The sequence below is a fragment of the Brevibacterium sp. VCM10 genome, assembly GCF_000583215.1.
GTDB lineage: Bacteria > Actinomycetota > Actinomycetes > Actinomycetales > Brevibacteriaceae > Brevibacterium > Brevibacterium linens.
Genome location: NZ_JAJB01000014.1, coordinates 54,838 through 80,689 on the forward strand (window position 1 = coordinate 54,838; position 25,852 = coordinate 80,689).

Below are 25,852 nucleotides of genomic sequence, written 5' to 3' on the forward strand. Positions count from 1 at the left end.
GGTCCCTCTCCACGGTGAAGGAGGACCGCCTCGGTGGGGGCAGGTCAGTCTTCGGCCTTCTTGAGCTTCTGATCGGTGTTGGAGTAGGAGATGGAATCGGCGGTGGAGCCGACGAGCCCCATCGTCACGCGCAGCAGCCCGGGTTCGACGTCGTCCATGGGCGGAGGGGTCTCCGGCCCGATGGTCAGCGACTTTCCGTCCTTCGTCGTGGCGGTGATCGACCCGATGTAGACAGTGACATCGCCACTGAGCGTCATCGTGTCGGCCGTCGTCACCAGCCCTTCGTGTTCCTCGGGCGGTTTCACGGTGAGTGAGAAGCCGGTGATCTTGATCTCCTCGGCTTGGATCTTCAGCACGACCATGCTGTCGCCGCCGGAGATCGGCACCGAGACGAACGAGATTCCCTTGAGGCCTTTGAACGACAGGCCCTCGGAGCCCATGGCGGCCGGGGTCTTCGTGAAGACCGGAGCGTTCTCATCCATCTGCGCATCGGCCGGGAACTCGCCGTTGCCCTCTTCCGAGTCTTCATCCTCGGTCGGGTCGTCGCTGGGCTCATCGAGTCCCAGACCACCCGGGTCCGTAGGTTCGTCGGACGGTTCCTCAGTCGGGTCCTCGGTCGGTTCCTCCGTGGGATCCGGTGCGGGCACCGAAGGATCCGCGGTCGGCGGATCACTGGGCTTCACCGGCATTCCGGGCGACAGACTTCCCGCAGGCGCGGGGTCCTGGTCCCCTGACTTGGCGGAATCATCGTCATCACAGGTGCCCACGAGCGAGCACAGCGGCGACGAGTGGGCGGCTGCAACCGATCCCGCCCCGAGCGTCGTCGGGAGGATCAGGACAGCTGCCGCCAGGAGTGAGGCCGTGCGGCGGCTGGGCATCCTCATGCAGTCTCCCCCTCAGCGGCTTCGGACTCCTTCGGCCCGCGCGGTCCCATCCATGCGACCACGAGGATCGCACCGATGGTGGACAGCAGCATTCCGATGATGAACCCGCCGAGGTTCACTCCGATGAGTGAATAGACTGCGAGGACGAGGCCGATGATCCCGTAGAACACATGGTGCGTCGGCCGGAAGATCGACAGCAGAGCGAGGACGACGATGGCGATCGGAATGACCGTCGCCTGCAGCCCCTCGATGCCGAACTGGATCTGCATATTGCCGAGGTCCAGCTGGCCGGAGAAGAACAGTTCGATTCCCCCGAGGACGGCCATGACACCTCCGATGAAGGGGCGCTGCCGACGCCAGTGCTTGAATCCCTGACGCTTCTCGGCATCGTCGCTCATCTGCACTTCCTCGCTGGTGTCAGCGTTCCCCGCCTCCGGCGCCGGGACGGCGAATTCTGCCGTCTCGACGCCGGATTCGGAGCAGCCGCTCTGCTCTTCGGCGCGTCGACTCCGACGGGACAGCGCAAGCAGGCTCGACTTCTGCACGGTTGCCTCCTGTTCGGCGGCCTCCCGTTCATCGGTCGGCTGCCCGTTGGCTGCTGAGTCCCTCATCAGTCGCACTGCTCAGATCCGTCGGTGAGCTTCAGCGACATGTCCTTGAGCGTGAAGACCGAGGCCGTGGTCGACCAGGAGTCCTGCTTGAGGTCCTTGATGGAGATGGTGTCGGAGTCCTGGGCGAAGTCGCCCTTGCTTCCCTTGGCCTTCGTGTTGACGTCGGAGGCATCGACGCCGATGCGGATGTTCTCGAACTCCGCGTCTCCCTTGAGGCCTGTCATGCCGATCTGCAGATCCTTCGCCGAGGCGGGGGTGCCCTTTCCGCCTGCCTTGATGAGGATGCCCACCTTGCCCAGAGGAGTCTCCTGGACGGCCGACTGGCAGAGGTTCTCCAGGGTCGCATCCTTGATGTTCGCGGTGACGACGGCGTGCTTGCCGCCCTCGGCGTCCTTGGCGACTCCGCTGTACTGGGAGAAGCCGGTTCCCTCGAGCTGCGACGACGAGATCTTGAACTGTGTGCCCGAGATGGCGAATGAGACCGGGACTGCACCCTGGGCCACCCCGCCCATGAGCATCGCTGAGACGACGCCTGTGGGAATCGCGACCATGGCGATGCGACCGGCGTGAGATGAGACGAGCCTGCGGATGAGGCTGGGGTTGCGGAACTTCATTGATCCTCCTTGACCACCGACAGCACGGTCGGCATCAGCGTGTGATGTAAGTTACTACGGGGTGTTACCCGACGGTATCGCGGGTGAAGTTTGAGCGTCAACAGATTTTGCCGACGGCATCCTCGCGGGGCAGAGCTCGGGTGGCCGCGCACCGGTGGGCAAAGCCGACCTGTCAGATCGGATGACATGGCGTCTTCCCAGATCAGGCGATGTGCTTGGGATTTCCGAGGCGATGGTCGAGCCCGCACCCGATGGCACTGAAACTCGCGCCCGGATGATGGGAACCGGCCCGGGACGGGTGTGAACAAAACTTTCAAAACTCAGCTTTCACACCTCAGCGTGGGGTACCGGAGTCGACGCTCTCAGCGCACCGGGGCATCGGGACCGAGCGGAATGCCCAGACCCCACCACAGGAAGAACAGCAGGCTCCAGCTGATCGTCATGCACACGGCCAACGGCAGCGTGTGCGAGGCGAGCGTGCCGATGCCGGCGTTCTTCTGATACTTCTGCATGAAGCCGAGCGCGAGGATGAAGTACGGACTCATCGGGGTGATGGCCGTCGATCCCGAGTCGGCGATGCGGAAGATCGCCTGGGAGGTCTCCGGCGGCACCTCGAGCAGCATGAGCAGCGGCACGATGACCGGAGCCATGATCGCCCACATCGCCGAGCCGGAGGTGATGAGCACGTTGACGACGGAGAGCACGAGCAGGACGAGGATGAACACCACCCAGGTCGGCAGGCCGAGGCCGGTGAAGAGTTCGGACACGGACACCGAGACGAGCATGCCGATGTTCGTCCACTCGAAGTACTCGAGGAACTGGGCGATGGCGAAGAAGAGGACGAGGACCCCGGCGATCGATGCGAGGCCCTGCCCCATGAGCTTCGGCACGTCGGACCAGGTCTCGATCGTGCCCTCGCGGAAGCCGTAGACGATGCCGCCGATGCCGAAGAGCAGAGCGATGAGGAACGCGATTCCGGTGAGGAAAGGGGACTCGCCGAAGGGTCCGTCGCCGCGCAGAGGCGCTCCCTCGGGGACGACGAGCACGACGATGGCGATGATCGCGGCGATGACGGCGAACATCGACCAGCGCAGAGCCTTCCGCTCCGTGTCGGTGATGACGAGGTCTTCGTGCTCGGCATCCTCGTCGGCTTCGAGGTTGTCGCGCTTCATGAGCACGAGCTCGGTGACGATGGTGATGACGATGGCCAGGAGGAAGGAGCTGGCGATGTTGAAGTACCAGTTGCCGATCGGGGTGACGATGTAGTCGGGGTCGATGATGTTCGCCGCGGCGGTCGTGATGCCCGCGAAGATCGCGTCATTGGGAGTCGGGATCGGGCTGGCATCATAACCGGAGGCGATCGAGGTGTAGGCGACGATGACGCCGAGGACTGGGGAGCGGCCCACGGCCTTGAACACCATCCCGCCGAGCGGCACGAGGATGACATAGGCCGCCGCCGAGGCGACGTGGGAGATCGTGCCCATGAACGCGACCGTGAAGACGATGAGTCCGGCCGGGACACGGGCGATCGAGACCTTCATCGCCGTCGAGAGCAGGCCGGTGCGTTCGGCCAGGGCCACACCCATGATGACGACCATGATCGTGATGAGCGGTGGGAAGGTCCGATAGGCGTCGAGTGCGGTGCTCACGGCCATGGCGATGCCGCTGCCGCTGAGCAGATTCTTCACCGGGGTCCATTCCCCGGTGCCGGGATCCTCGACTCCCGCGCCGGCGAGGGAGAGGACGAGGCTGAGTACGGCGAGGATCGCCGCGAGGATCCAGAACAGCCAGAAGGGGTTCGGCAGCTTGTTGCCGACGACTTCGATGACGTTGAGGGCGCGGATGACCAGCGGCAGCTTCTCCTGCTCGTCGGTCAGCGAGGTAGCGGTGGTCTGGGTCGGTTTCATCGTGAGCTCCTGAGAGTTCAGGCGGGATTTTCGGGCAGGGTCCACCAGGGCACGGTGATTCCGGCGCTGGAATCGGGTGATCTGTGGTGGGGTGTCGGCCGGGCGGCCGGTCAGTGAGAAGCAGGTGTCACAGTTTCTGCAGCTCCTGACAGTAGGCGACGAGTCGGTCGATGACCTCGCCGAGGATGTCCTCCCCGGCTGCGGCCGTGGCGGTGCGTGGATCGCCGAGGACGCCGTTGTCGGCGTAGCGGTCGAATGTCACCGCGGTTGACGGTGACTTCGTTCGCGAGAGCCGGGCGCGCGGGTCGAGATCGTCGAGCCGGGTGGCGCCGGGGTTGAGGTGGCCCGAGTCGACGAGGGATTCGTCGATGGCGAGCATCTGTGAGGTCTCGGACTCTCCGCAGTGGCCGCTGACCTCGGTGCGGGCAAGTGCGGCGGTCGCCTCGGTGGCCAGAGGGGAGACCGGGGCGTAGGCGAAGACGAAGTCGGGGTGGGTGGACAGCAGCGACTGCTGGACCACGCCGAGCGCGGCGAGGTTGCCGCCGTGGCCGGTGATGACGAGGAGTCTGTCGAATCCGGCATCGGCGAGCTGGTGCACGATGGATGAGACGAGGTCGATGAACAGCTGCGGGCCGATGTTGATCGTGCCGGGCAGGAACCGGTGGTGCGGGGAGACGCCGTAGTCGATGCTCGGGAGGACGAAGGCGCTGCCCGCCCGAACCCGACCGCCGTCGGCGCTGTCGCGGAGCCGGTCGACGACGGCGCGGGCGACGTGAGCGGCGCGGATGGTGTCGGTGCCCAGGGGAAGTCCGTCCCCGTGCTGTTCGCAGGCGCCGACGGGAAGGACGAGCAAGCTGTTTCGGTCCTTTGCGAGTTCGACCTCCAGCGAGGTGAGTTCGGCGTAGTCGCGGATACGCGGGCGGATCTCGGAGATCACCGGGCGGCTCATCGCTGGGGTCCTGCGATGGTGTCGGCACTGCCGTCCTTGATGGTGTCGTCGGTCCAGTCGGCGAGGACGGCGGTCTTGATCGCCTCGAGGTGCTTGCGGGTGCGGTGGGAGGCTTCGAAGCCGTCGCCGCGACGGATCGCATCGAGGATGTCCGCGTGTTCGTCGTGGTCGCGCAGGCGGTCGTAGCTCGTGCGTGCCGCCTGCTGGGTCCGCGAATGGATGGCCAGTAGGGACACCAGCATCTCGTGCAGAGCGCGGTTGCCCGAAGCGCGAGCGAGTTCGACGTGGAAGTGACCGGCCGGAACCGCGGTCTCGACCTGGAGGGCATTGTCGAGCGCGGACTCCATGGAAGCCACGGCATCCGCCGCCTGGACCGTCGCTGCGAGCTCGGCGATGCCGGGTTCGATGGCGATGCGGGCATCGAGGAGTTCGATGGCCGCTGCGAGGTCGACGGGCACATAGTGCGGGTTGTCGAGGATGCGGCGGTTGATCGCTTCGCGGACGTAGGTGCCCGAGCCGTGCTTGAGTTCGACCGAGCCCGTGGCTTCGAGTCGGCGCAGGGCCTCTCGGACGGTGGGCACGGTGACCTCGAAGCGTGCGGCGAGGACCTTGGCCGAGGGCAGGGTCTGCCCGGGTTGGAGGTTTTCGGTGCGGATGGTGTCGACGATGTCGCGAGTGAGGCGTTCGACGAGTCCGACGGTGGACGTCATGGTGCTCTCCTTCAAGTGTTTAAGTCATCTAATCACTTTGGGTCAGAGTGTGTCAACGGTCACTCTTGAGGTGGCCCTGGTCGGTCAGTTCTGGGTGGGCCCATGCGTTGCGCCCGGATGGCTGCGGAAGAACTCCCAGACGGTGTCGGTGGCCGAGAAGTCCTTCGTGACGTATCCGCCGCCGCTGTAGACGACCTCACCTGGCCAGACGTGGCCGCCGTCGGCGACGGAGTAGAGCTCGACGGCGGCAGATCCGCCGGGCTTGCCGGGTGAGCGGCCGCCTTCTTTTCCTTCGCTGCACTGTGCCCACTGGGTGCGCACGACATCTTCGCCCTTGCGGCCGACCTGGCGGTCAGCGGACTTCGTGCAGCCGGAGGCCCCCGCCCAGGGCTGGATCCATTCGCGTACACCGGGGTAGTCCTCGCCTTGGCGGTGACCTCCCTCGTAGTGCATCGTGGCGTCACCCGTGCCGTGGATCGCGAGCATCGGCGTCGGCGTCGAATAATCGCAGCCCTGTGTCGACTGCGGATAGTAGGCACCGGCGACGGGAGCGAATGCGGAGAAGCGATCGCGCAGGTGACAAGCGAGGACGGAGACGAATCCGCCGCCGTTCGACTTGCCGGTGGCATAGACCCGATTGAGGTCGATGCAGTGCTCGGATTCGATCGAATCGAGCAGATCGGCGACGAACGCGACGTCATCGGCACCGCTGGCGTACGGGGCTCCCTGCCATGAGCGTTTGCCGTCATTGAGGTCGCCGTCCGGGAACACGGTGATCGCGGGCAGGGTCGGCAGCCCCGTGTAGTTCTGGAATTCGGCACCGTCGGAACCGTTGCCGTGGAACCCGAGGACGAGCGGCAGGGGAGTCGCGATCTCGTAGTCGCGGGGAATGTTGATCCGGTAGCTGCGCTCCCCGTCTGCCGTGGAGATCGTCATCTCGTCGTTGCCGGGCTTCTGTTCGGTGCCGCAGCCGGCCGAGGGGGCGGCCGGTATCGTCGATGCCTTCTTGCCGGTGGTGTGAGCGGCGGCAGAATGCGCGGGTGCGGTCTGTGCGGTGGCGGCCATTCCTGGGGTCGCAACTGTGCCCGTCAGCAGAGCAGCGCTCGCGGCGGTCGCGAGCAGGGTGGTTGTGATGCGTTTCGTCATTGATGACATCGTCAGTCCTTTGATCTTCGGTGATCGTGGTGAGGACTCTAGCACAAGTCATCAGATGACTAAATGAATTGGCTATGACGGTGGCGTCGTCGAGGAGCAGTGGTGTTGCCGATTCGGGATCCGCAGTCGGAAGGTGTTCGACTCAGGCCGTCTGCGGCGAATCCCCTTCGATGGTTGACCAGTTCGCCTTCGTCAGGGCGACGGCCTGCGCATGCTCGCCGGCGCGGACGGCGGCGATGATCTCGGTGTGCTGCTCCGGTGAGGCCGATCCCTTCACCGATTCGAAGTGCAGGAACTCCGCTCGGCGCAGAGTGGCGGTGACGACCTCGAGGTGATCGGGAATGAGGGGGTTGGAGGATCGGGTGAGGGCCACTTCGTGGAAGTCATCATCGGCGGCGATCGCCGCCTCGGCGTCGCCGGCTGCGAGGGCCGCACTCAAACGATCGTTCGCCTGCCCCATCTCATTCAGAGCTGCCTCGTCGAGAGTTGGGAAGGCGAGGTCGATCGCCAGACCGTGGAGTTCAGCGGCGATCTGCCGGGCCGCGAGGATGCGCTCCGGATCCTCAGGGGCCACGCGCGTCATCCGGCCCGGCTCTGCCACGACGAGCCCGGCCTGCGCCAAACGTTGGAGCGCCTCGCGCACGGGAGTTCTGGACACTTGGAGCCAGGCGCCGAGCTCCTGATCGCGCAGCTGTTCCCCCGGGGCGAGCTGGCCGCGGACGATGGCGTCGCGGATCGACCGATAGACGTCATCGCGCAGCAGGCTGCGCTGCGGGGCGGGGGAATCCGTGGGGATCGGCACGCTCGGTCACCTTGTCTCTGAGTGGGTGGTCGTCTCTGAGTTGGTGGTCTCGTCCCGCGGGATGGGACTCGAACTCTGACCCATTGTAACCATCAGCAGAATGCAATATATTGCATCTCACTGGATGCGATCCAGGACACATCGCGCGAGAGAGCGATCGCCCCGAAGCGAACGCTTCTGAGAACAGAGGACATCATGGCCATCACCGATTTCGAACGCTACCCACTCACCTTCGGGCCGAGCCCCGTTCACGAACTCCCGCGACTGAGCGACCACCTCGGCGGGGCCAGGGTCTGGGCCAAACGCGAGGACGTCAATTCGGGACTCGCCTTCGGCGGCAACAAGACCCGCAAACTCGAGTACATCGTCCCCGACATCCTCGCCTCGGGGGCGGACACGCTCGTGTCCATCGGCGGCTACCAGTCCAACCACACCCGCCAGGTCGCCGCGGTCGCTGCCCACCTGGGACTGAAGGCGCGCCTCGTGCAGGAGCGCTGGGTCGACTGGGAGGACCCGGTCAACGACAAGGTCGGCAATATCGAGCTCTCGCGCATCATGGGAGCCGACGTCCGCCTCGACTCCGCCGGATTCGACATCGGCATCCGCTCGAGCTGGGAGAACGCACTGCACGAGGTCGAAGAGTCCGGCGGCAGGCCCTACCCGATCCCGGCCGGCGCCTCCGAACACAAGTTCGGCGGACTGGGCTTCGCGAACTGGGCCTATGAGGTCGCCGAACAGGAGAAGCAGCTCGGCGTCTTCTTCGACACCATCGTCGTGTGCACCGTGACCGGGTCGACGCATGCCGGAATGATCGCCGGATTCGCCGCCCTCGAAGCCGCCGGAGGACCCAAGCGCAAGGTCATCGGCATCGACGCATCGGCCACGATCGAGAAGACCCGCGATCAGGTGAAGAGGATCGCGAACACCACTGCCGACCTCATCGGCCTCGGCCGTGAGATCACCGCCGACGAAGTCGACATCCGCTCGGGTTGGGAAGGACCCGCCTACGGCATCCCCGACGATTCGACCGTCGAGGCGATCCGCACCACCGCCCAGCTCGAAGGCGTCATCCTCGACCCCGTCTACGAAGGCAAGTCGATGGCCGGGCTTCTCGACCTCGTTGCTGATGGCACGATCGGATCGGATTCGACGGTCCTCTATGCCCACCTCGGCGGGCAGCTGGCCCTCAACGCCTACTCCTCGATCTTCTGATCACGACGACGCCCATCCCACGACGCAACCACCCCCTTGAGGAAGGATCGATGAGATGACGACCGCACACGGATCTCAGCCCCCGCACGACGGCGACCACGAGCAGGATCGCCACCAGTTCGAGACCTCGATCCAGGTCAGCCCGCCCGGCACGAACGACAGACCGCTGCGGGCCTCGGCCTCGGGGGAGGACCGGGTCCTCGACGAGATCGCCCAGCGCGTGCTCTGGCTGGCCACGTCGATCATCGACCGGGCCAATCGGGGGCGGGAGAACCCCGATGGGGTCAAGGTCGGCGGCCACCAGTCGTCCTCGGCCTCGATGGCGGGCATCATGACCGCCCTGTGGTTCGCCCGCCTGCGCTCGATCGACAGGGTCTCGGTCAAGCCCCACGCCTCACCGGTCCTCCACGCGATCAACTACCTCCTCGGCGATCTCGCCGAACACCATCTGGACACGCTGCGCAGCCGCGGAGGACTCCAGCCCTACCCCTCCCGGACGAAGGACCCCGACACCGTCGACTTCTCCACGGGGTCGGTGGGCATTGGCGCGACCGCCCCGATCTGGGCCGCACTGTCCCACCGCTACGTCTCCGACCGGTTCCCCGACACCCCACGGGCCGGGCGCTTCTATTCGCTGCTCGGGGATGCCGAGATGGACGAAGGCGCGGTATGGGAGGCCATCATCGACCCCGAGGTGCGCACCCTCGGCGAGATCGTGTGGATCGTCGACCTCAACCGGCAGTCCCTCGACCGGGTCATCCCCGACGTCCAGATCAAACGCCTCCAGGGCATGTTCGCCGCCGCCGGCTGGCAGGTCCTCACCTGCCCGTGGGGGCGCCGCCTCGAGGCCGTCTTCGCCGCCCCGGGCGGGCAGGCGCTCAAAGATCGGCTCGTCTCGATGCCCAACCCCGAATACCAGCGGCTCCTGCGCGCTCACCCCACCGAGGTCCACGACCGCCTCCTCGCCGGCCTCGCCGAGTCCGCGGCCACGGCGCTGCGCTCGGTCATCGACCCGTTCTCACCCGATGAGATCGCCTCCCTCATCCGCGACCTCGGCGGACACGATCTCGGGCAGCTCGTCGAGGCCTTCGAGGCCATCGACGACGACCGACCCACGGTCGTCTTCGCGTACACGATCAAGGGCAAGGGGCTCGCCACCGAGGGCCACCCGGGCAACCACGCCGCCCAGCTCACCGAGGCACAGATGCGCGACCTCGCGGCCGCCTCGGGGATGGACCTCGACGATCCGTGGGTCCGCTTCGATCCCGACACCCCGGCCGGGAGGCTCTGCGCCCAGACCGCCGAGCGCCTGCGCCGCGAGGACCATGAGACCCACACCGTCGCCGAGGTGCCCGCTGAGCTGGGCTTCTCCCCGCGGCCGACGATCTCCACCCAGGCCACGCTGGGTCGGTTCCTCTCCGACCTCAAGCACGTCGCCCCCGAGGTGGCCCGCCGCGTCGTCACCGTCTCACCGGACGTGGCCACGTCGACCAACCTCGGCGGGTGGATCAACAAGACCGGGATCTGGTCCCCGGCCGGGCGGGAGGACTGGTTCTCCGATGACCGGGAGCGAGTCCTCAAATGGCAGGAGGGCTCGCGCGGTCAGCACATCGAGATGGGCATCGCCGAGGTCAACCTCGTCTCCCTGGCCGGTGAGCTCGGGACGACCGGGAGCCGGTGGGGACAGCCGCTGCTGCCGATCGCGACGATCTACGATCCGTTCATCAACCGCGCCCTCGAACCGTGGACGTTCAGCCTCTACGCCGGTGGGCGCTCGATCATGGTCGGCACGCCGTCTGGAGTCACGCTCGCGCCCGAGGGCGGGGCGCACCAGTCGTTCAACACGCCCTCGGTGACTCTGGAGATCCCCGGGCTGACGAGCTGGGAGCCGGCCTTCGCCCAGGACCTCGAATGGACCCTGCTCGAGGCGCTGCGCGAACTCGCCGACCCGCACGGGGATTCGGCGTACTTCCGCCTGACCACCAGGCCGGTGGCCCAGGAGCTCGCCGCAGTGCCCGAAGATCCGCTGCTGCGCGAACGCCGCCGCGAACAGGTCATCGCCGGAGGCTACCGGCTCTCGGCCCGTCCCGCTGCCGAGGACGAGGTCACGCTCGTCGGCGCCGGCGCGATCATGACCGAGGTCATCACGGCTGCGGGCCGACTGGAGTCCCTGGGCGTGCGGGCCGGAGTCGTCTGCCTCAGCTCGGCGTCGAAGGTCTTCCGCTCCGTGCAGGAGCGGGGACGGGTGGGGCAGAGCCGCCGATCGGCCATCGCCGACGAACTGTTCCCGGCCGCGCATCCCGCGCCCCTGGTGACCGTCCTCGACGGGCACCCACACACGCTGGCCTTCCTCGCCGGAGTGCGCGGGGATCGCACCCGCAACCTCGGCGTCACGGAATTCGGTCAGGCCTCCTCGGTGGGTCAGGCTCATGCGCTCCACGGAATCGACACGGACTCGATCGTCTCTGCGGCGCTCGACCTCGTGGGGCGGTGAGGTCTGCTGCGCCTGGTGAGGTCTGCCGCGCCTGGTGAGGTCTGCCGCTGGTGGGCGAACGGGTCCGGCACCTCGTACCGGAGCAGATCCCCACACCGAGGCGGCTGATCCGTGAGCGTGCCGAGGCGGCTGTTCGATCAACGTCGAGGACGTTTCGGATTTCGTCGTGATTGATTCGGAATCCGCACCGCCTCGGCGAGTGGGTCGGGGTCGATCCGGCACTGATGATTCCCCCAGGTTCCGGCACTTGTTGCGCGGGTCACGTGTTGATAGCGTGTGAGACAGGCATACGCAATCCGTCGATTCCGACGGCGAACAGGTATGCGATTGCTTAAACGGCGCCAACAGGTGCCCGAAGTCGAAGGAGTCTGGAATGAGCAACGTAGGCAGTGCTGCAGGCGGTTACCGTGTCGAGAACCCGGCCACGGGCGAGGTCGTCGAGAAGTTCGACAATGCCACCGACGAAGAGGTCCAACAGGTCCTCGAATCCGCACACAAGGGCTACCTGAGCTGGCGCGAGAAGACGATCGAGGAACGCGCCGCGATCGTCAACAAGGTTGCCGCTCTCTTCGGAGAGCGCAAGGCCGAGCTCGCGGAGATCATCGCCGAGGAGATGGGCAAGCCCACCGCCGAAGGTGAGGAAGAGGCCGAGTTCTGCGAAGAGATCTTCAACTACTATGCGAACAACGGACCGAAGTTCGCCGCCGATGAGCCGATCGAATCGATGTCGGGCGGCAAGGCCTTCATCCAGCGTCGCCCCGTCGGCCCGCTGCTGGGTATCATGCCCTGGAACTTCCCCTACTACCAGGTCGCTCGCTTCGCCGCACCGAACCTCGTGCTCGGCAACACGATCATCCTCAAGCACGCGGAGATCTGCCCCCGCTCCTCGGCGAAGATCGCCGAGCTCATGAAGGAAGCCGGCATCCCCGAAGGCGTGTACAACAACATCTACGCCACCCATGAGCAGATCGAGACGATCATCGCCGACGACCGCGTCGAAGGCGTGTCCCTGACCGGTTCCGAGCGCGCCGGATCCGCCGTGGCCGCGACCGCGGGCAAGTACCTGAAGAAGGCCGTTCTCGAGCTCGGCGGATCCGACCCGTACATCGTCCTCGACACCGATGACATGAACGAGGCCGTCGACACCGCGTGGGGCACCCGCCTGTACAACACCGGTCAGGTCTGCAACGCGAACAAGCGGATGATCGTCATGGACGACATCTACGACGACTTCGTGTCCGGTCTGACCGAACGGGCACAGTCCTGGGAGAAGGGCACCCCCGCCGAGGCGGGCGACGGCAAGTACTCGCCCCTGTCCTCGCGTTCGGCCGCCGAGAACCTGCGCAAGCAGCTCGACCGCGCCGTCGAGCAGGGCGCGACCCTCGTCGGCGGCGAGCTCGCCACCGACGGTTCGGCCTATGTCTCGCCGGCCGTGCTCACCGGAGTCACCTCGGAGATGGACGCCTACCGCGAAGAGCTCTTCGGACCTGTGGCCACCGTCTACAAGGTCAGCAGCGATGACGAGGCACTGGCCCTGGCCAATGACTCGCGCTTCGGCCTCGGCGGCGCCGTGTTCGCCAAGGATTCCGAGCGTGCCGCGAAGCTGGCTCAGCGCCTCGACGTCGGCATGTCGAACGTCAACACCCCGGCCGGTGAGGGCGCGGAGATCCCGTTCGGCGGCACCAAGCGCTCGGGCTTCGGCCGCGAGCTCGGCCCCTACGGCATGGACGAATTCGTCAACAAGCGCATGTACTACGTGGCTGACTGACGCCCCCGGCAGTCGTCGAGAAGCGGGCTGAGTGTCGAGAAACGTGTGTGCGCATGCGTTTTTCGACACTCAGCCCGTTTCTCGCGCAATGGTGCGGGGGCGGCTCAGCCGAAGATCGCGCGCAGGGACACGAGTCCGATCGCCCCGATGGCTTCGGCGGCGGGCAGCGTGATCACCCAGGCGAGGGCGATCGGCTTCATGAGATTCCAGTTCGCGGCGCGGTTGACGAGCCCGACACCGAGGATGGCGCCGATGAGGATGTGTGTGCTCGACACCGGAAGTCCGAGCACCGAGGCGGCCATGACGACACCCGCGGCGGAGAGTTCGGCGGCGAAGCCCGAGGCAGGATGGATCTTCGTCAGCCCCGTGCCGACCGTCCTGATGACATTGCGGCCGATGAACCACAGGCCCGCGACGAGGGCGATGCCGCAGGTGATCATGGCGGCGGCGGGCACCCCGGCCTCGGCATTGATCTCGTTCGTCCGCAACACGTCGAGGATCGCCGCGAACGGGCCGATCGCATTGGCGATGTCATTGCTGCCATGGCTGAACGCGAACGCCGATGCCGTGAAGACCTGCATCCATGAGAAGAGGAGGAAGGTCGATCGTGACAGTGTCTGCTTCTTCAGCGTCTTCGTGAAGATGAAGACCGCTATCCACACGCCCGCGCCGATCATCGCCATGATGAGGAAGTTGCCGACGGAGCTGATGCCGAGTTCGAGGTTCTTCAGCCCCTTGAACAGCAGCATCGATGAGATGACGATCGAGCCGAACGCCGCCAGCAGCGGCACCCAGGTCTCGAGCGCGCGGTGGGAGTTCAGCCCCGAGCGCTCGGTCTCGATGGCCGCCATGCGGCGGAAGTAGTCCGATTCGAGTTCGTCGGGGTCATAGTCGGGTTCGTTGATGAGGACGGCGTCCCTGGTCATCGCATTGGTGTAGGAGATCTGCTGGATCTCGTCGAGGCGTTCGAAGGCCTTCTTGTGTTCCTGTCGCAGCTCCGCCTTCGCGGTCTTGATCTCGCGCAGCTTCGCATCGGCTTCATCGTTGTAGACGAGGATGTGTCGTCTGATCGCGCCGAAGAGCACGAAGGCGACTGCGCCGCCCAGCGCAGGGGAGAGCACCCAGGAGATCGCGATCGTGCCGATCCCGCCCCACTGGACCATCCCGAACCCACCTGTGCCGGTGACGAATCCCGAGGTGAGGGCGGCACCGACGATGCCGCTGCGGACGGTGTCGGTGACCTCACCGCCGGCGAGGACGGCACCGCTGACCTCGAAGACTGCGGCGACCATAAGCGCCTGCTTCATGCTCAGCGTTCCGGCGCCCACCGAGGTGCCGAAGGAGTTCGCCACGTCGTTGCCGCCGATGTTGAAGGCCATGAACGTGCCGAAGACGATCGTCGTGATGAGGACGAGCCGGTTGGACCCGGCTCCGACGAGGTCGAACGACCACAGCGTGAACGAGACCAGGGTCGCCGCCAGCATGAGGCCGAAGCAGATGTGCCACCAGCGGTCGGGGCCGAGGAAGCGTGGTCGGGGCGTCAATCGAGGGGAGGAATGTGCGAGGGTGTCGGTCGTCATCGTGTGTTCCTGTGTGCGGGTGCGGGAGGGGTGTGCGCGGGTCCGTGCCCAGGAGAAGTCGGACGGCGTCCGCCAGCAGTCATCCTCGGCGCTGCAGATGACCGGGTGATGAAGCACGATCGACGTGGACGCGTACAGCCGCTCAATTGGCGGAGTCGACCGGCTCCTATACTGGTGCCAGGCGGCTCGGACGGACGGCCGTGAAGCGAGACTGCGGAGGGAAGCATGCCGATCACCGCGACGATCCTCGAGGTCGCCGGCGTCGACCCCGATCGGCTTGCCATCGTCGGTGGTGACGGACAGCTGACCTACTCGCAGCTCGCCGAGAGCTCGCAGACGATGTTCGCCGCCGTCGACGCTCTCCACCATGCCCAGTCCGACTCGCCGATTCCGGCTCCCGAGACCCACGGCATCCCGATCACGGCTGTCAGCCTCACCTCGGCGTTCGAGACCTCCCGCATCATCGCCGGCCTCGCGGGCTTCCGCGCGGTCTCGGCCACGATCGATCCCCGCTGGCCGCTGAGCCACCAGGTCGGAGTCATCACGACCACCGGCATCGGGCTTGTCATCAGCGACTCGACCCACCTCGCCGAGGCGCTCGCCGCCGCCGGCTGGACCGGAACCGTCATCACCGCCGCCGACTTCCAGGCCCGCGAAGCCGCCATTGATCCCGCCGACACCGCCTCGCCGAGCGTCCGCGAGCCCGACGAGCCGTTCCTCATGCTCTTCTCCTCCGGCACGACGAGCAACCCGAAGGCCTTCATCAAGACCCGGCAGCAGTACCGCGACAACGTCGCCGTGTCCTCGGCCCACCTCGAACCCGTCCCCGGGGTGGCCACTCTGGCGCCTGGCCCCGTGTCCTACAGCCTCACCCTCTACGCCGTCGTCGAAAGCCTGGCCACCGGCGGCAGCGTCCACGTCGCCGACGATTTCGACCCGTTCACCATGGGCTCGCGCATCGCCGACGAAGCCATCACCCGGGTCGTCGCCGTGCCCGCCGTGGTCAAGGCCCTCGCCGAGGCGGCCCGCCGAACACCGGAGAACTTCCTCGGTCTCGACCTCGTCGTCACCGGGGGAGCGAACCTGCCGGCATCCATCCGCTCGGCCCTCGCCGAGGTCCTCCCCGACGCCCGGCTCATCAGCTACTACGGTGCCGCCGAGATCGGGTTCATCGGCGACAGCCGCGATGGAGACGGCACCTGGATCTCGATCTACGACACCATCGACGTCGAGGTCCGCGACGAATCCGGCGTCCGCCTGCCCGACGGAGAGATCGGCACGGTCTGGATCCACGCTGCAGCCTGTTCGGACGGCTATGTCATCGGCACCACCGACGCTCAGCTGCGACGCCCCGACGGCTGGGCCACGGTCGGTGACCAGGGGCGGATCGAAAACGGACTCCTCCAGCTCGCCGGACGGGCCGGTGACATCGCGATCACCGGAGGACACAAGGTGTCCCTGCCCGAAGTCGAACGAGCCTTCGAAGAATTCGACAGCGAGGTCTGCGCGATCGCACTGCCCGACGACAGCCTCGGCAACATCGTCGCCCTCGTCATCGAACCGGCCTCCGCGGGCCGCGGCTCCGAGGGCGGGACCCCCGATTCGGGCGCGCCCGACAAAGCAGCACTGCTCGACCATGCCCGGGCGAAGCTGGCCCCGCAGTTCGTGCCTAGGCGGTTCTACGTACTCGACCGGCTGCCGCGGACCGTCGGCGGGAAGATTCGACGCCATGAAACCGTTGACCTGGTCATGAGCGGAAAGGCACAGCGGCTGTGAACGCCTCCCGGAGCAATCGGCACCGGACGGACGGCGTGCGCGACGTCGTCATCACCGGACTCGGCGCCATCACCCCGAGCGGTCAGGACCCAGAGACCCTCTGGGAATCCGTGCGCACCGGCACCAGCGCCATCGACGTCCTCGCAGGTGAGCGGTTCGATGACCTGGCGGTGCGGATCGGCGGGCAGATCACGGACTTCGACGCCGAGGAGGTTCTGCCCCGGGCGCTCGCCCGCCGGCTCAGCCCCGTCCAGCACTGGGCGATCGCCGCGGCCGACCAGGCGCTGCGCGCAGGCGGCATCGAGTCGGCGGCCGAGGACCTGCCCTGGGACCGTGACCGCACGGCCGTGATCGCGGCCACCGGCTCCGGGCCCGTCGACGCCATGCAGGAGGCCACGCGCAGCCTCGACGCGGATGGTCCCAGATCCGTGCCGCTGACCCTCGCCATCCACGGAGCACCGGATTCCGCGGCCGCGCTGATCAGCCAACGCTTCGATCTGCGCGGTCCCGGTCAGGGAGTCTCGGCGACATGCGCCTCCGGGGTGATCGGCCTCGGCGAGGCGATGCGGCGCATCCGCCACGGCTACGCCGACGCCGTGCTCGTCGTCGGCATGGAGGACTGCCTCGGTCCGGTCAATCTCGCCTCGAATGCGAACATGCGCGCGCTCGCGGCCGGATACGAAGGCGATCCGACTACTGCCAGCCGCCCGTTCGACAGGGGCCGCAACGGCTTCGTCATGAGCCAGGGTGCGGCCGCGATCCTCCTCGAATCCGCCGACTCGGCGGCCTCACGTGGGGCGACGCCGCTGGCCGAGCTTGCCGGATTCGGCGCCGCCAGCGATGCCCACCACCCGACGAATCCGCATCCGGGCGGACGTGGAGCCGCCTCGGCGGTGGTCCAGGCTGTGAGCGACGCAGGGCTGGAACCCGGCGATATCGACCACATCAACGCCCACGCGACGGGCACACCGGCCGGCGACCGAGCCGAACTCGCCGCCTTCGACGCAGCCCTGGGGGAGGTCGGACGGACGATCCCGATCTCGGCCACGAAGTCGACGACGGGGCACCTTCTCGGCGCATCGGGGGTCGTCGAGGCGATCATCGCGACTCTGACGCTGCGGGATCAGACGCTGCCCCCGACGGTCAACCTCGTTGACAATGAGTTCCCCGAATGGGATATCGTCGCAGGTCACGCCCGTGACATGAGTGGTGGGCAGGATCTCGCCGAGGTGGTCGTCGACACCCTGCTGTCGACGTCGTTCGGATTCGGCGGGCACAACGGGGCGATCATTCTGCGTCGGGCTGACGCCCTGTAGAACAGGCGAACCGACGTCCTGACGACACCGGAACAGAGGAGAGACGATGACCGACCGTGAGACACGCGTGAGCGAACTCGCCGCGCGGTACCTGCCCGAGGATGTGTGTGATCGTTTCCGCGCACGAGCCGACGTCTATGACCGGGAGAACCGATTCTTCGACGAGGATCTCGCCGAACTGAGGGATCTCGGCTACCTCACCCTCTTCGTGCCCGAGTCCCACGGCGGGCCCGGCTTGAGTCTGTTCGAGGTCAGCCGACTGCAGCAGCGGCTGGCAGCGGCGGCGCCCGGCACGGCCCTGGCGATCAATATGCACCTCATGACCACCGGAGTGGTCAAGGCACTGGCCGACCGCGGCGACGACTCGCTGAACTGGGTGTTCGACGAGGCCATGGCCGGTGAGATCTTCGCCTTCGGGATCTCCGAGCCGTCGAACGATTGGGTCCTGCAGGGTTCGACCACCGAGGCGGCTCGCACGGCCGACGGCGGATTTGAGCTGACCGGGGTGAAGATCTTCACCTCGCTGTCTCCCGTATGGACGAGGCTCATCGTCCACGGCACCGTGGGCTCAGATGAGCTCGTCTACGGGTTCATCGAACGCGATGCGCCCGGCATCACGGTCTCCGATGACTGGGATGTGCTGGGAATGCGGGCCTCGCAGTCGCGGGCGACGATCCTCGACCACGTGCCGATGAAGCCCGAACGGGTCTCACGCGTCATCCCCGCCGGCAAGCACCCCGACCTGCTCACCTTCGCGATCACGAGCAACTTCCAGCTGCTCATCGCCGCCGTCTACGCCGGAGTCGCGGCGCGGGCGCTCGAGCTGGGCGCCGCCGGACTGCACAAGCGGAAGTCCGCGAAGGCCGGGACCACCTTCGCCGAGGTGCCCGAGGCCCGGACGCGCCTGGCCGATGCGCACCTCGACTTCATGCCCGTGACGGCGATGATCGACGCCTACGCCCGGGACTTCGATGACCTCATCGACCACGGTGCCGGCTGGCCGCTGCGCCTGGTGGGGGCGAGGATCAAGTCCGCCGAGGCGGCCCGAAACTGTGCGGAGACGGCCCTGATGTGCACGAGCGGCAGCGGGTTCGGCAACAAGCACGAACTCTCCCGCCTCTTCCGCGACGCTGCGGCCGGACTCTTCCACCCGCCGAGCGCCGACGCCGCCCGCCCGATGTACGCGGCCGCTCTGCTGGATGAGTGACTGAGGCGCTCGACCTTCGCCTCGAAGCGCGCCCTCGGAATCGATCGGCCCGAACGTCAGCGAACCGAAGTGTGGAACCGGAAGGCTATGTTGGCAGAGATGACCGAACAACGACCGTCTCCCTTCGCCGTGCAGCCGGGAACGCTCCCGCCTGTGCTCGTCCAACGGCAGTCCTTCATCAATGATTTTGCCTATGCGCTCGACAACGGTCACGGCGCAATGGGGCGATCCACGCTCGTCACCGGTGAGTCGGGTATGGGGAAGAGCACCATGCTCACGGTGTTCGAGGAAGTGGCGACGTCGCGCAGCTGGGCCACCGTGCACCTCCCGGGTGAAGACGGGCTTGCCGAGCGATTGACCGAAGCACAGATTCCTCGACTGCTCGACGACGGAGCGGTTGAAGGAGTCCTCATCACGGTGGACGATATCGATCGGGCACCGTTGCGGGACTTGGAACAGGTGGCCGGTACGGTGGCGGACGCGTTTGCCGAGAGCATTCCTCTCGCGCTCGCGTTCACCGGGCCCGCCGACGCAATGAATGCGCTGTTCGCGGCGGACGCGATTCCCTACCTGGCGCGGTCGGCGCGGGTCGGCCTGGAACGGCTGAGCGACGACAGTGTGCGGGAAGTCGTGTCGGCGTCGATCGCTGACACCGAAAAGACGATCACCGAGGCTGCCATCCGCCGCGTCGTCGAAGCGGCGGACGGCAACCCCCTTCGTCTTCTGGCCATCGCCGACCTGGCGTGGAAGCACAGCGGAGACCGTGCGGAGATCTCTGAGGAAGACGTTCGCGCAGCCCTGCCCGAGGGCAGCCCTCAGAGCTCGGGCAGCAGTGAGATCGGATTCTCGATGCAGTCGGCGACGAAGGTGAGGAACTCACTCGGCTCCTGACCATCGCACGCCCGGTGGTCGAAGACGAACGACAGGTACATCACCTTGCGCACCGTCAGTTCGCCGTCAACGACCCACGGGCGGTCCTTGATCCGGCCGAGGCCGAGCATCGCCACCTCGGGGAGGTTGATGATCGGGGCCGAACCGTCGACGCCGAACACCCCGTAGTTGTTCAGGGTGAACGTGCCGCCGGTCAGTTCGGACGGATCGAACTTCCCCGAGGCGGCCTTCCCGACGGTCTCGGACACGGAGTCGCGCAGCTGCCGCAGGCTCATCTCGCCGGCCCCGTGGACGACGGGGACCATGAGCCCGCGCGGGGTCTGCGCGGCCAGGCCGAGGTTGATGTCGCCGTGGGTGACGATCTCACTGGCGGCCGTATCGATCGACGAGTTGATGATCGGGTACTTCTTCAGACCGGCCACGACGAAGCGGGCGACGAGCGAGAGCAGCGAATACTTCTCACCCGTGCGGGCCTCGAGCGCCTTCTTCGTCGCCAGCAGCTCGGTGGCGTCGACGTCGAGCCAGATCGTGGCCTCGGGGATCTCCTGCCGCGACTTCGTCAGGCGTTCGGACACGACCTTCCGCAGTCCCGTGATCGGGGTGCGGGTATCGCGGTCGCTCTGGTCGGAGCTCGCAGCAGGCGAAGATGCCTTCGCCGGTGACGTCCCCGCGGGGACGTGGGCAGCGGCACTTGCCCCGGAGTCGATCGCGGCTATGACATCAGCCCTGGTCACGACTCCGCCGGGGCCCGTGCCGGGCAGGCTTTTGGCACTGATGCCGTGATCCTTCGCGAGCTTGCGCACCAGTGGCGAGGACACGGGGGAGACACGGTCGTTCGCAGTCGTCGATGAGTTGCTGGGGGAAGCCGGCGCTTCTGCCGGCGGCTGCGACGGGGCATCCGGGATGACGGTCGGAACAGCGGGCGCCGCCGCGTTCTTGCCGCCGAACGAGCGCTTCTTCGCCGACCGGGTCTTCGGTTCCGAAGTGCCGTAGCCGATGAGGTTCGCGCCGCCCGATTCGCTGTCCGCCGACTCAGCACCCGTGCCTGCCCCAGGACCCGCGCCTGCCTCGGCCCCCGCCTCGGCGACGGTGAGCAGGGCCTGGCCTGCGCTGACGGTGTCCCCGGCGTTTGCGTGAAGGCTGACGACCTGCCCGGCGTACGGGCAGGGGAGTTCGACGACGGACTTCGCGGACTCGACCTCGACGACCATCTGATCGACGTGGACCTCGTCCCCGATCTCGACCTTCCAAGAGATCAGCTCCGCCTCGGTGAGGCCTTCGCCGAGGTCGGGAAGGATGAACTCGCGCGTGCCCGTATTCACGTCAGCACTCATCACAGCTCCCAATCCCAGGACTCGAGCGCATCGAGTACACGTTCGACGGTCGGCAAGTAGAACTCCTCGAGCTTCGGCGACGGATAGGGCACATCGAACCCGGCGACCCGCAGGATCGGGGCCGACAGATGGGTGAAGTTGCGTTCGGTGAGGCGGGCGGCCACCTCGGCGCCGTATCCGCCGAACTGCGCGGCCTCGTGGATGATCGCCGCGCGCGAGGTCTTGCGCACGGAGGCGGACACCGTCTCATCGTCGAACGGTGAGAGCGTACGCAGGTCGATGACCTCGATGGACAGTCCGTGTTCGGCTCCGGCCTCGGCGGAATCGAGTGCCGTCCGCACGGTCGGACCGTAGGCGAGCAGGGTGGCGTCGGTGCCCTCGCGGATGACCTCGGCCCGATTCATCGGCGCCGTCGTCACGGGCAGGGACAGGGTCTCCTTCATCCAGTACCGCGACTTCGGCTCCATGAACACGACCGGGTCGTCGGAGGCGATCGAGTCGCGCAGCAGCGAATACGCATCGGCCGGATTCGACGGCGTGACGACGGTCAGCCCCGGCGTCGACGTCCAGTAGACTTCCGAGGAATCCGAGTGGTGTTCGACTCCGCCGATGTCGCCGGCGTAGGGAATCCGGATCGTGATCGGCAGGCTGACCCGGCCTTTCGTCCGGTTCCGCATCTTCGCCACATGGGAGACGATCTGTTCGAACGCGGGGTAGGTGTAGGCGTCGAACTGCATTTCGACGACGGGTCGCATCCCGTTCATCGCCATGCCGATTGCGGTGCCGACGATGCCCGATTCCGCAAGCGGGGAATCCCAGACGCGGTTCGACCCGAATTCGGCCCGCAGGCCTTCCGTGACCCGGAAGACCCCGCCGAGGCGGCCGACATCCTCGCCGAAGACGAGCACGGTGTCGTCGTCGGCCAGAGAATCGCGCAGCGCCTGATTGAGCGCCTTCGTCATCGTCACCGATGACGGGGTGGGTGCTGTCGCCGAGGCGGCTGTGGTCGTTTCGCCGTTCACCACGGTCGGATCGGTGCCCGTTTCGACGCTCATGCGTGACCCGCCGCTGCGAGTTCGGCTTCGAGGACCTGCTGCTGCTCGGCCAGGGCAGTGCGCGGGGTCGCGTAGACGTGCGCGAAGAGCTCGCGCGGGTCGATCTCGGCCTCTTGGTTCATGGCATCGCGGACGGACGCGGCCAGGGTCTCTGCCTCCTCGGCGATCTGTTCGATCGTGGCATCGTCGAGGGCGCCGGTCTGTCGCAGATACTTCTCGAGACGGTCGATGGGATCGAACTGCTTCCAGTGCTCGACCTCTTCGGAGTCGCGGTACTTCGTCGGATCGTCGGAGTTCGTGTGCGATTCCATCCGGTAGGTGAGGCACTCGATGAGGGTCGGACCGTCTCCGTTCCGACCGCGCGCCAGCGCCGCGGAGACGGCGGCGAACACGGCGGCGATGTCATTGCCGTCGACGCGCAGGCCGGGCATTCCGTAGCCGGCGGCCCGGTCGGCGAGCATCGTCGCGTTCGTCTGCTCCCGCAGGGGAGTGGAGATCGCGTACTGGTTGTTCTGCAGGACGAACACCGTCGGGGTCTGCCACACGGAAGCGAAGTTGAAGGCCTCGTGGGTATCGCCTTCACTGCTGGCGCCGTCGCCGAGGAACGTCAGGGTCGCGGCGTCCTCGCCCTTGAGCTTCGCGGCCATCGCGAATCCCGTGGCGTGCAGAGTCTGCGTCGCCAGCGGTGTCGCCGCAGGTGAGGCGTGATATTCGTGCGGATCGAAACCGCAGTGCCAGTCCCCGCGGAAGGCGGCGAGGATCTCGGCGACGGGCACTCCGCGGGTCAGCAGCGCTGCCGAGTCGCGGTAGGTGGGGAAGAGCCAATCGTTCGGGGCCAGCGCGGTGGTGGCCCCGACCTCGGCGGCTTCCTGACCTGCCGCGGAGGGATAGGTCGCGAGTCGACCCTGTCGGGTCAGGTGCGTGACCTGCGCTTCGAACCGGCGGACGAGGACCATCTGCCGGTAGAGACCGGTGAGGGTGGCATCGCTGGGGATCCGCAGCCCTTCGGTCGGAGTGTCGGTGAGCCGGCCATCTGCGCCGATGAAGCTGATCGGCTGCAGCTGGGGCAGTGAGCGGCCTGTGGTGGGAACGTCAATGGTCATGGCCCCATGGTGGCGTGAGCCGAGTCACGATTCCACGGCTTCAGGGCAGGTGAGGACGGGCGGCCAAACGTGTCGCGAACTCGGGACGAAGGGGCCGGTTCCGGCCGGCCGAGTGGACGTTTGGCTGAGTGGATCCCGGGTCGGTTGGGCCCGGAGTGTGATCTCGGTAAAGCCGCGGAGCCATGCCGGGTCGGTTCTGGGGCGGACGAGGTCGGGCTTGTTACCGTTATTGCTTCAGTTCATCCTCGGCAGGAGCAGTGCGTGTCTTCTTTCTTCGACAGTCCCGAATTCCACGGTATGGCAGCGGGCGGCAAAATCAGCCACGACCCCGGCATGGGCGATCGGATGATGCGGGAACTGGCGCCGTTCCTCAAGGCCGAAGGCGTCGACATCGACGATCCGAATGCGGCCTTCACCGAAGCCGAATTCCACGCAGCTATGGAGAAGGCGCAGGGGGAGTACAACCGCCGTCTGTTCAACCCGGTCGGTGCTCACCGCGGACTGGCTCTGGGGGCGCTGCGGTCCTTCTCCCTTGCCTTCGCCGACGGCGATATCAAGCGCGCCGAGGCTGTTGTGACCTCCCTGCCCTCCGACCCCGAGGATTTCAAGCCGAGCGTCGCACAGGTGACCGGGGCGGCGATGGGCCTGGTCGACGAATGGTTCACCGACGACGTGCACGGACCGAAGCTCGGCGGAGTGATGGCACCGAAATGGTCGGCGAAGAAGTCCCGCGCCGTGGCCCGTGACATCCTGGCCCTGGCGCATAAAGGGCGCGTCGTCGATAGCCTTGACCGCCTCATCAACAACAACAGCGGACGCCCCGTCCTCGAAGGGGCCATGCTCGCCGTAGCCGCCGCGGTCGTACGACTGACCAAGCGGGATAAGGTCTCAGCCGAACAGGTCGTCGACGAGCTCATGCCGCTCGACGGCTATCCGGAACCGGTTGCCGGCACCTACGGCTCCACCGGCCACGTGAACCACGATGTCCAGGAAGCCCAGGACGGCCCTGCCGCAGCACAGGAGCTGCCGGAGTGGCTCGGCGGATCGAGTGCCGAGGCGACTGCGCAGGCGAATCCCAACGCTGACCGGCGGGGCGTCGACGAACGAATGGACGAGGTCGAGAAGACCGTCTACGAGATGCCGCTCTACCAGCGCTTCCGCGACTGGCTGGCCGAGACCTACGATGATGTCGACGAGGACTCAGAGGTCTTCGACATCGCCCACCTCCTGTTCTGCATCGCCGTGTCCTCCCGCGCAGATATCGACGAACCGGAGGGAATCGACGACCTCCTCGACGTCCTCGAAAGCTTCGCCGTCGACGGACAGGAGGAAGCCGAGAAGACCGATGGCGAATCGCCTTCGACAGTGATCTTCCTCGACAGCCTCGAAGCACTCGACAACTATCTCCGCTTCCGCATGGACACCGACGAATCCCCCGAACGCTGGAACTCCGCCCGCGCCCGCGCCGAGGCCGCGAGCATGCGCACAGACCCGCTGCCCTCGGCCCTGATGGCCGCAGTCGAAGCCAATGCTCTGAGCGAGGAGCAGCTCGCGCAGCCGTTGTCGGACAACCGCCTCGTTTCTGGTGTGGCCGGCATCCTCGAATGGATCGGCGACTCTCGTCAGGTGACCGGAACGGGGCGGGTGAAGCGCGCAGATATCGCCGAGGCGGCCGGACAGTTCGGCATCAACGCCGTCGGCGTGGCCTCGAACGCTCGGTACGAAGACGGCGTGAACTATGCGCGCAGCGCCGATGAGGTGCCCGTCCTCGAAGCGATGTGGGCCGTGATGCAGAGTGCGGAGATCATCGAGATCACCGGGACGAAGGTCCGGCCCGCCGGTGCTGCCGACCAGTGGCGCTCAGGCGAGGTCAGCGCGGATACAGCGCTGCCGGTCATCGGTGCGTTCATCTACGAACGGCTCCTCGATGTGGTCAACCTCGTCCCCGGAGAAGACTTCGCAGCCCCGGCGATCACGATCGCCCAGCGTCTCATCGAGATCATCACTCCCGACGCCGCGCCCGAACGCCCCGAACTCGACATCGACGAGGAGCGTGCGGAGCGGCTCTCCGCATTGCTGGCTGACGAGCTGCAGGAGCTCGCCGAGCTCGGACTCCTGAGAGTCGACGGTGAAACCTTCTCCGTCGAGCCGGTGTACCGACGCATCGTCGCCGGCGCCGGGCTCATGCTGCTCGCGGGGCCGAGGGAATAGAACGAGGCAGGCGCCCCGATTCCACTGTGACGGCGCCTGCGCCGATTCCGTGCAACGGCGGAGAAATCGGCACCAGACTGTTGTGCACTCCCTAACCCCGGGTTAGGCTAGCCTATGAGAATTACGCAACGCGGGTCTTTCCTAAGGCGGTTGACACGCTAGCTTGAAGTGTTGGATACGGCGTGCGCGGTTCTCTCTGTTTCACGTCATGAAGCCCTCGGCGCAAATTCCGGCGCCGGGGGCTTCGCTCTGTCAGCAGTGAGTGGGGTCAGA

General features: G+C 66.6%; 20 protein-coding genes. 8 read left to right on the forward strand and 12 right to left on the reverse strand.

Going from position 1 to position 25,852, the window contains the following annotated elements; all coding sequences use genetic code 11:
• Positions 1–44 precede the first annotated feature (44 nt).
• The 8 genes from AD89_RS19185 to AD89_RS0103575 all read right to left on the reverse strand — a co-directional run bounded on the left by AD89_RS19185 (position 45) and on the right by AD89_RS0103575 (position 7,632).
• Complete coding sequence (locus tag AD89_RS19185) at positions 45–884, reverse strand: hypothetical protein (RefSeq protein ID WP_155807361.1); 840 nt, start codon at positions 882–884, stop codon at positions 45–47.
• Positions 881–1,495, reverse strand: a complete 615-nt coding sequence (locus AD89_RS20110) for a DUF6114 domain-containing protein (RefSeq protein ID WP_197021710.1) — start codon at positions 1,493–1,495, stop codon at positions 881–883. The genes AD89_RS19185 and AD89_RS20110 overlap by 4 nt, the downstream gene beginning before the upstream one ends.
• Complete coding sequence (locus AD89_RS0103550) at positions 1,495–2,109, reverse strand: DUF6230 family protein (protein ID WP_025777231.1); 615 nt, start codon at positions 2,107–2,109, stop codon at positions 1,495–1,497. The genes AD89_RS20110 and AD89_RS0103550 overlap by 1 nt, the downstream gene beginning before the upstream one ends.
• A 362-nt stretch (positions 2,110–2,471) precedes the next feature.
• Positions 2,472–4,016: an AbgT family transporter gene (locus tag AD89_RS0103555; protein WP_025777232.1), complete on the reverse strand. Its 1,545-nt coding sequence runs from the start codon at positions 4,014–4,016 to the stop codon at positions 2,472–2,474.
• Positions 4,017–4,143: 127 nt separating this feature from the next.
• Positions 4,144–4,965, reverse strand: coding sequence for a creatininase family protein (locus AD89_RS0103560; RefSeq protein ID WP_025777233.1), 822 nt, complete (start codon positions 4,963–4,965; stop codon positions 4,144–4,146).
• Positions 4,962–5,675, reverse strand: coding sequence for a FadR/GntR family transcriptional regulator (locus AD89_RS0103565; protein WP_025777234.1), 714 nt, complete (start codon positions 5,673–5,675; stop codon positions 4,962–4,964). Before AD89_RS0103565 ends, AD89_RS0103560 begins: the two co-directional genes overlap by 4 nt.
• Before the next feature lie 84 nt (positions 5,676–5,759).
• Entirely contained in the window at positions 5,760–6,830 is a 1,071-nt protein-coding gene (locus AD89_RS0103570; RefSeq protein ID WP_035319778.1) for an alpha/beta hydrolase family esterase, read from the reverse strand.
• Positions 6,831–6,972: 142 nt separating this feature from the next.
• Positions 6,973–7,632 carry a GntR family transcriptional regulator gene (locus AD89_RS0103575; protein ID WP_025777236.1) on the reverse strand — a complete coding sequence of 220 codons (660 nt, stop codon included), beginning with the start codon at positions 7,630–7,632 and terminating at the stop codon, positions 6,973–6,975.
• A 195-nt stretch (positions 7,633–7,827) separates the two neighbouring features.
• On the opposite strand from AD89_RS0103575, the gene AD89_RS0103580 reads away from it, so the two are divergent.
• From AD89_RS0103580 to AD89_RS0103590, 3 genes are all read left to right on the forward strand, one after another.
• Entirely contained in the window at positions 7,828–8,844 is a 1,017-nt protein-coding gene (locus AD89_RS0103580; RefSeq protein WP_025777237.1) for a 1-aminocyclopropane-1-carboxylate deaminase, read from the forward strand.
• A gap of 55 nt (positions 8,845–8,899) precedes the next feature.
• A complete protein-coding gene (locus tag AD89_RS0103585) occupies positions 8,900–11,338 on the forward strand; it encodes a transketolase-like TK C-terminal-containing protein (protein ID WP_025777238.1) in 2,439 nt (812 codons plus the stop codon).
• A gap of 373 nt (positions 11,339–11,711) precedes the next feature.
• Positions 11,712–13,106 (forward strand): NAD-dependent succinate-semialdehyde dehydrogenase, encoded by a 1,395-nt coding sequence (locus AD89_RS0103590; protein WP_025777239.1) that lies wholly within the window; start codon positions 11,712–11,714, stop codon positions 13,104–13,106.
• Between the two features lie 104 nt (positions 13,107–13,210).
• Here AD89_RS0103590 and AD89_RS0103595 read toward each other — a convergent pair whose 3' ends face one another.
• Positions 13,211–14,686: an inorganic phosphate transporter gene (locus AD89_RS0103595; protein ID WP_035319814.1), complete on the reverse strand. Its 1,476-nt coding sequence runs from the start codon at positions 14,684–14,686 to the stop codon at positions 13,211–13,213.
• Between the two features lie 225 nt (positions 14,687–14,911).
• Here AD89_RS0103595 and AD89_RS0103600 point away from each other — a divergent pair, with 225 nt between their 5' ends.
• From AD89_RS0103600 to AD89_RS0103615, 4 genes are all read left to right on the forward strand, one after another.
• Positions 14,912–16,462: a class I adenylate-forming enzyme family protein gene (locus AD89_RS0103600; protein WP_025777241.1), complete on the forward strand. Its 1,551-nt coding sequence runs from the start codon at positions 14,912–14,914 to the stop codon at positions 16,460–16,462.
• On the forward strand, positions 16,459–17,778 hold the full coding sequence (locus AD89_RS0103605) for a beta-ketoacyl-[acyl-carrier-protein] synthase family protein (protein WP_051505021.1): 1,320 nt from the start codon (positions 16,459–16,461) through the stop codon (positions 17,776–17,778). The genes AD89_RS0103600 and AD89_RS0103605 overlap by 4 nt, the downstream gene beginning before the upstream one ends.
• 46 nt (positions 17,779–17,824) lie before the next feature.
• Positions 17,825–18,985 carry an acyl-CoA dehydrogenase family protein gene (locus tag AD89_RS0103610; RefSeq protein ID WP_025777243.1) on the forward strand — a complete coding sequence of 387 codons (1,161 nt, stop codon included), beginning with the start codon at positions 17,825–17,827 and terminating at the stop codon, positions 18,983–18,985.
• 99 nt (positions 18,986–19,084) lie between these two features.
• A complete protein-coding gene (locus tag AD89_RS0103615; RefSeq protein WP_155807362.1) occupies positions 19,085–19,876 on the forward strand; it encodes an ATP-binding protein in 792 nt (263 codons plus the stop codon).
• Here the strand turns inward: AD89_RS0103615 and AD89_RS0103620 are convergent.
• From AD89_RS0103620 to pdhA, 3 genes are read right to left on the reverse strand one after another with little or no spacing between them, the layout of a single operon-like run.
• Complete coding sequence (locus AD89_RS0103620; RefSeq protein WP_035319779.1) at positions 19,801–21,210, reverse strand: dihydrolipoamide acetyltransferase family protein; 1,410 nt, start codon at positions 21,208–21,210, stop codon at positions 19,801–19,803. The two genes, AD89_RS0103615 and AD89_RS0103620, sit on opposite strands and share 76 nt — an antisense overlap.
• Positions 21,210–22,265 carry an alpha-ketoacid dehydrogenase subunit beta gene (locus AD89_RS0103625; RefSeq protein WP_025777246.1) on the reverse strand — a complete coding sequence of 352 codons (1,056 nt, stop codon included), beginning with the start codon at positions 22,263–22,265 and terminating at the stop codon, positions 21,210–21,212. Before AD89_RS0103625 ends, AD89_RS0103620 begins: the two co-directional genes overlap by 1 nt.
• Complete coding sequence (gene pdhA / locus AD89_RS0103630) at positions 22,262–23,368, reverse strand: pyruvate dehydrogenase (acetyl-transferring) E1 component subunit alpha (RefSeq protein ID WP_025777247.1); 1,107 nt, start codon at positions 23,366–23,368, stop codon at positions 22,262–22,264. Before pdhA ends, AD89_RS0103625 begins: the two co-directional genes overlap by 4 nt.
• A 261-nt stretch (positions 23,369–23,629) precedes the next feature.
• On the opposite strand from pdhA, the gene AD89_RS0103635 reads away from it, so the two are divergent.
• A complete protein-coding gene (locus tag AD89_RS0103635; protein ID WP_025777248.1) occupies positions 23,630–25,579 on the forward strand; it encodes a hypothetical protein in 1,950 nt (649 codons plus the stop codon).
• Positions 25,580–25,852 lie beyond the last annotated feature (273 nt).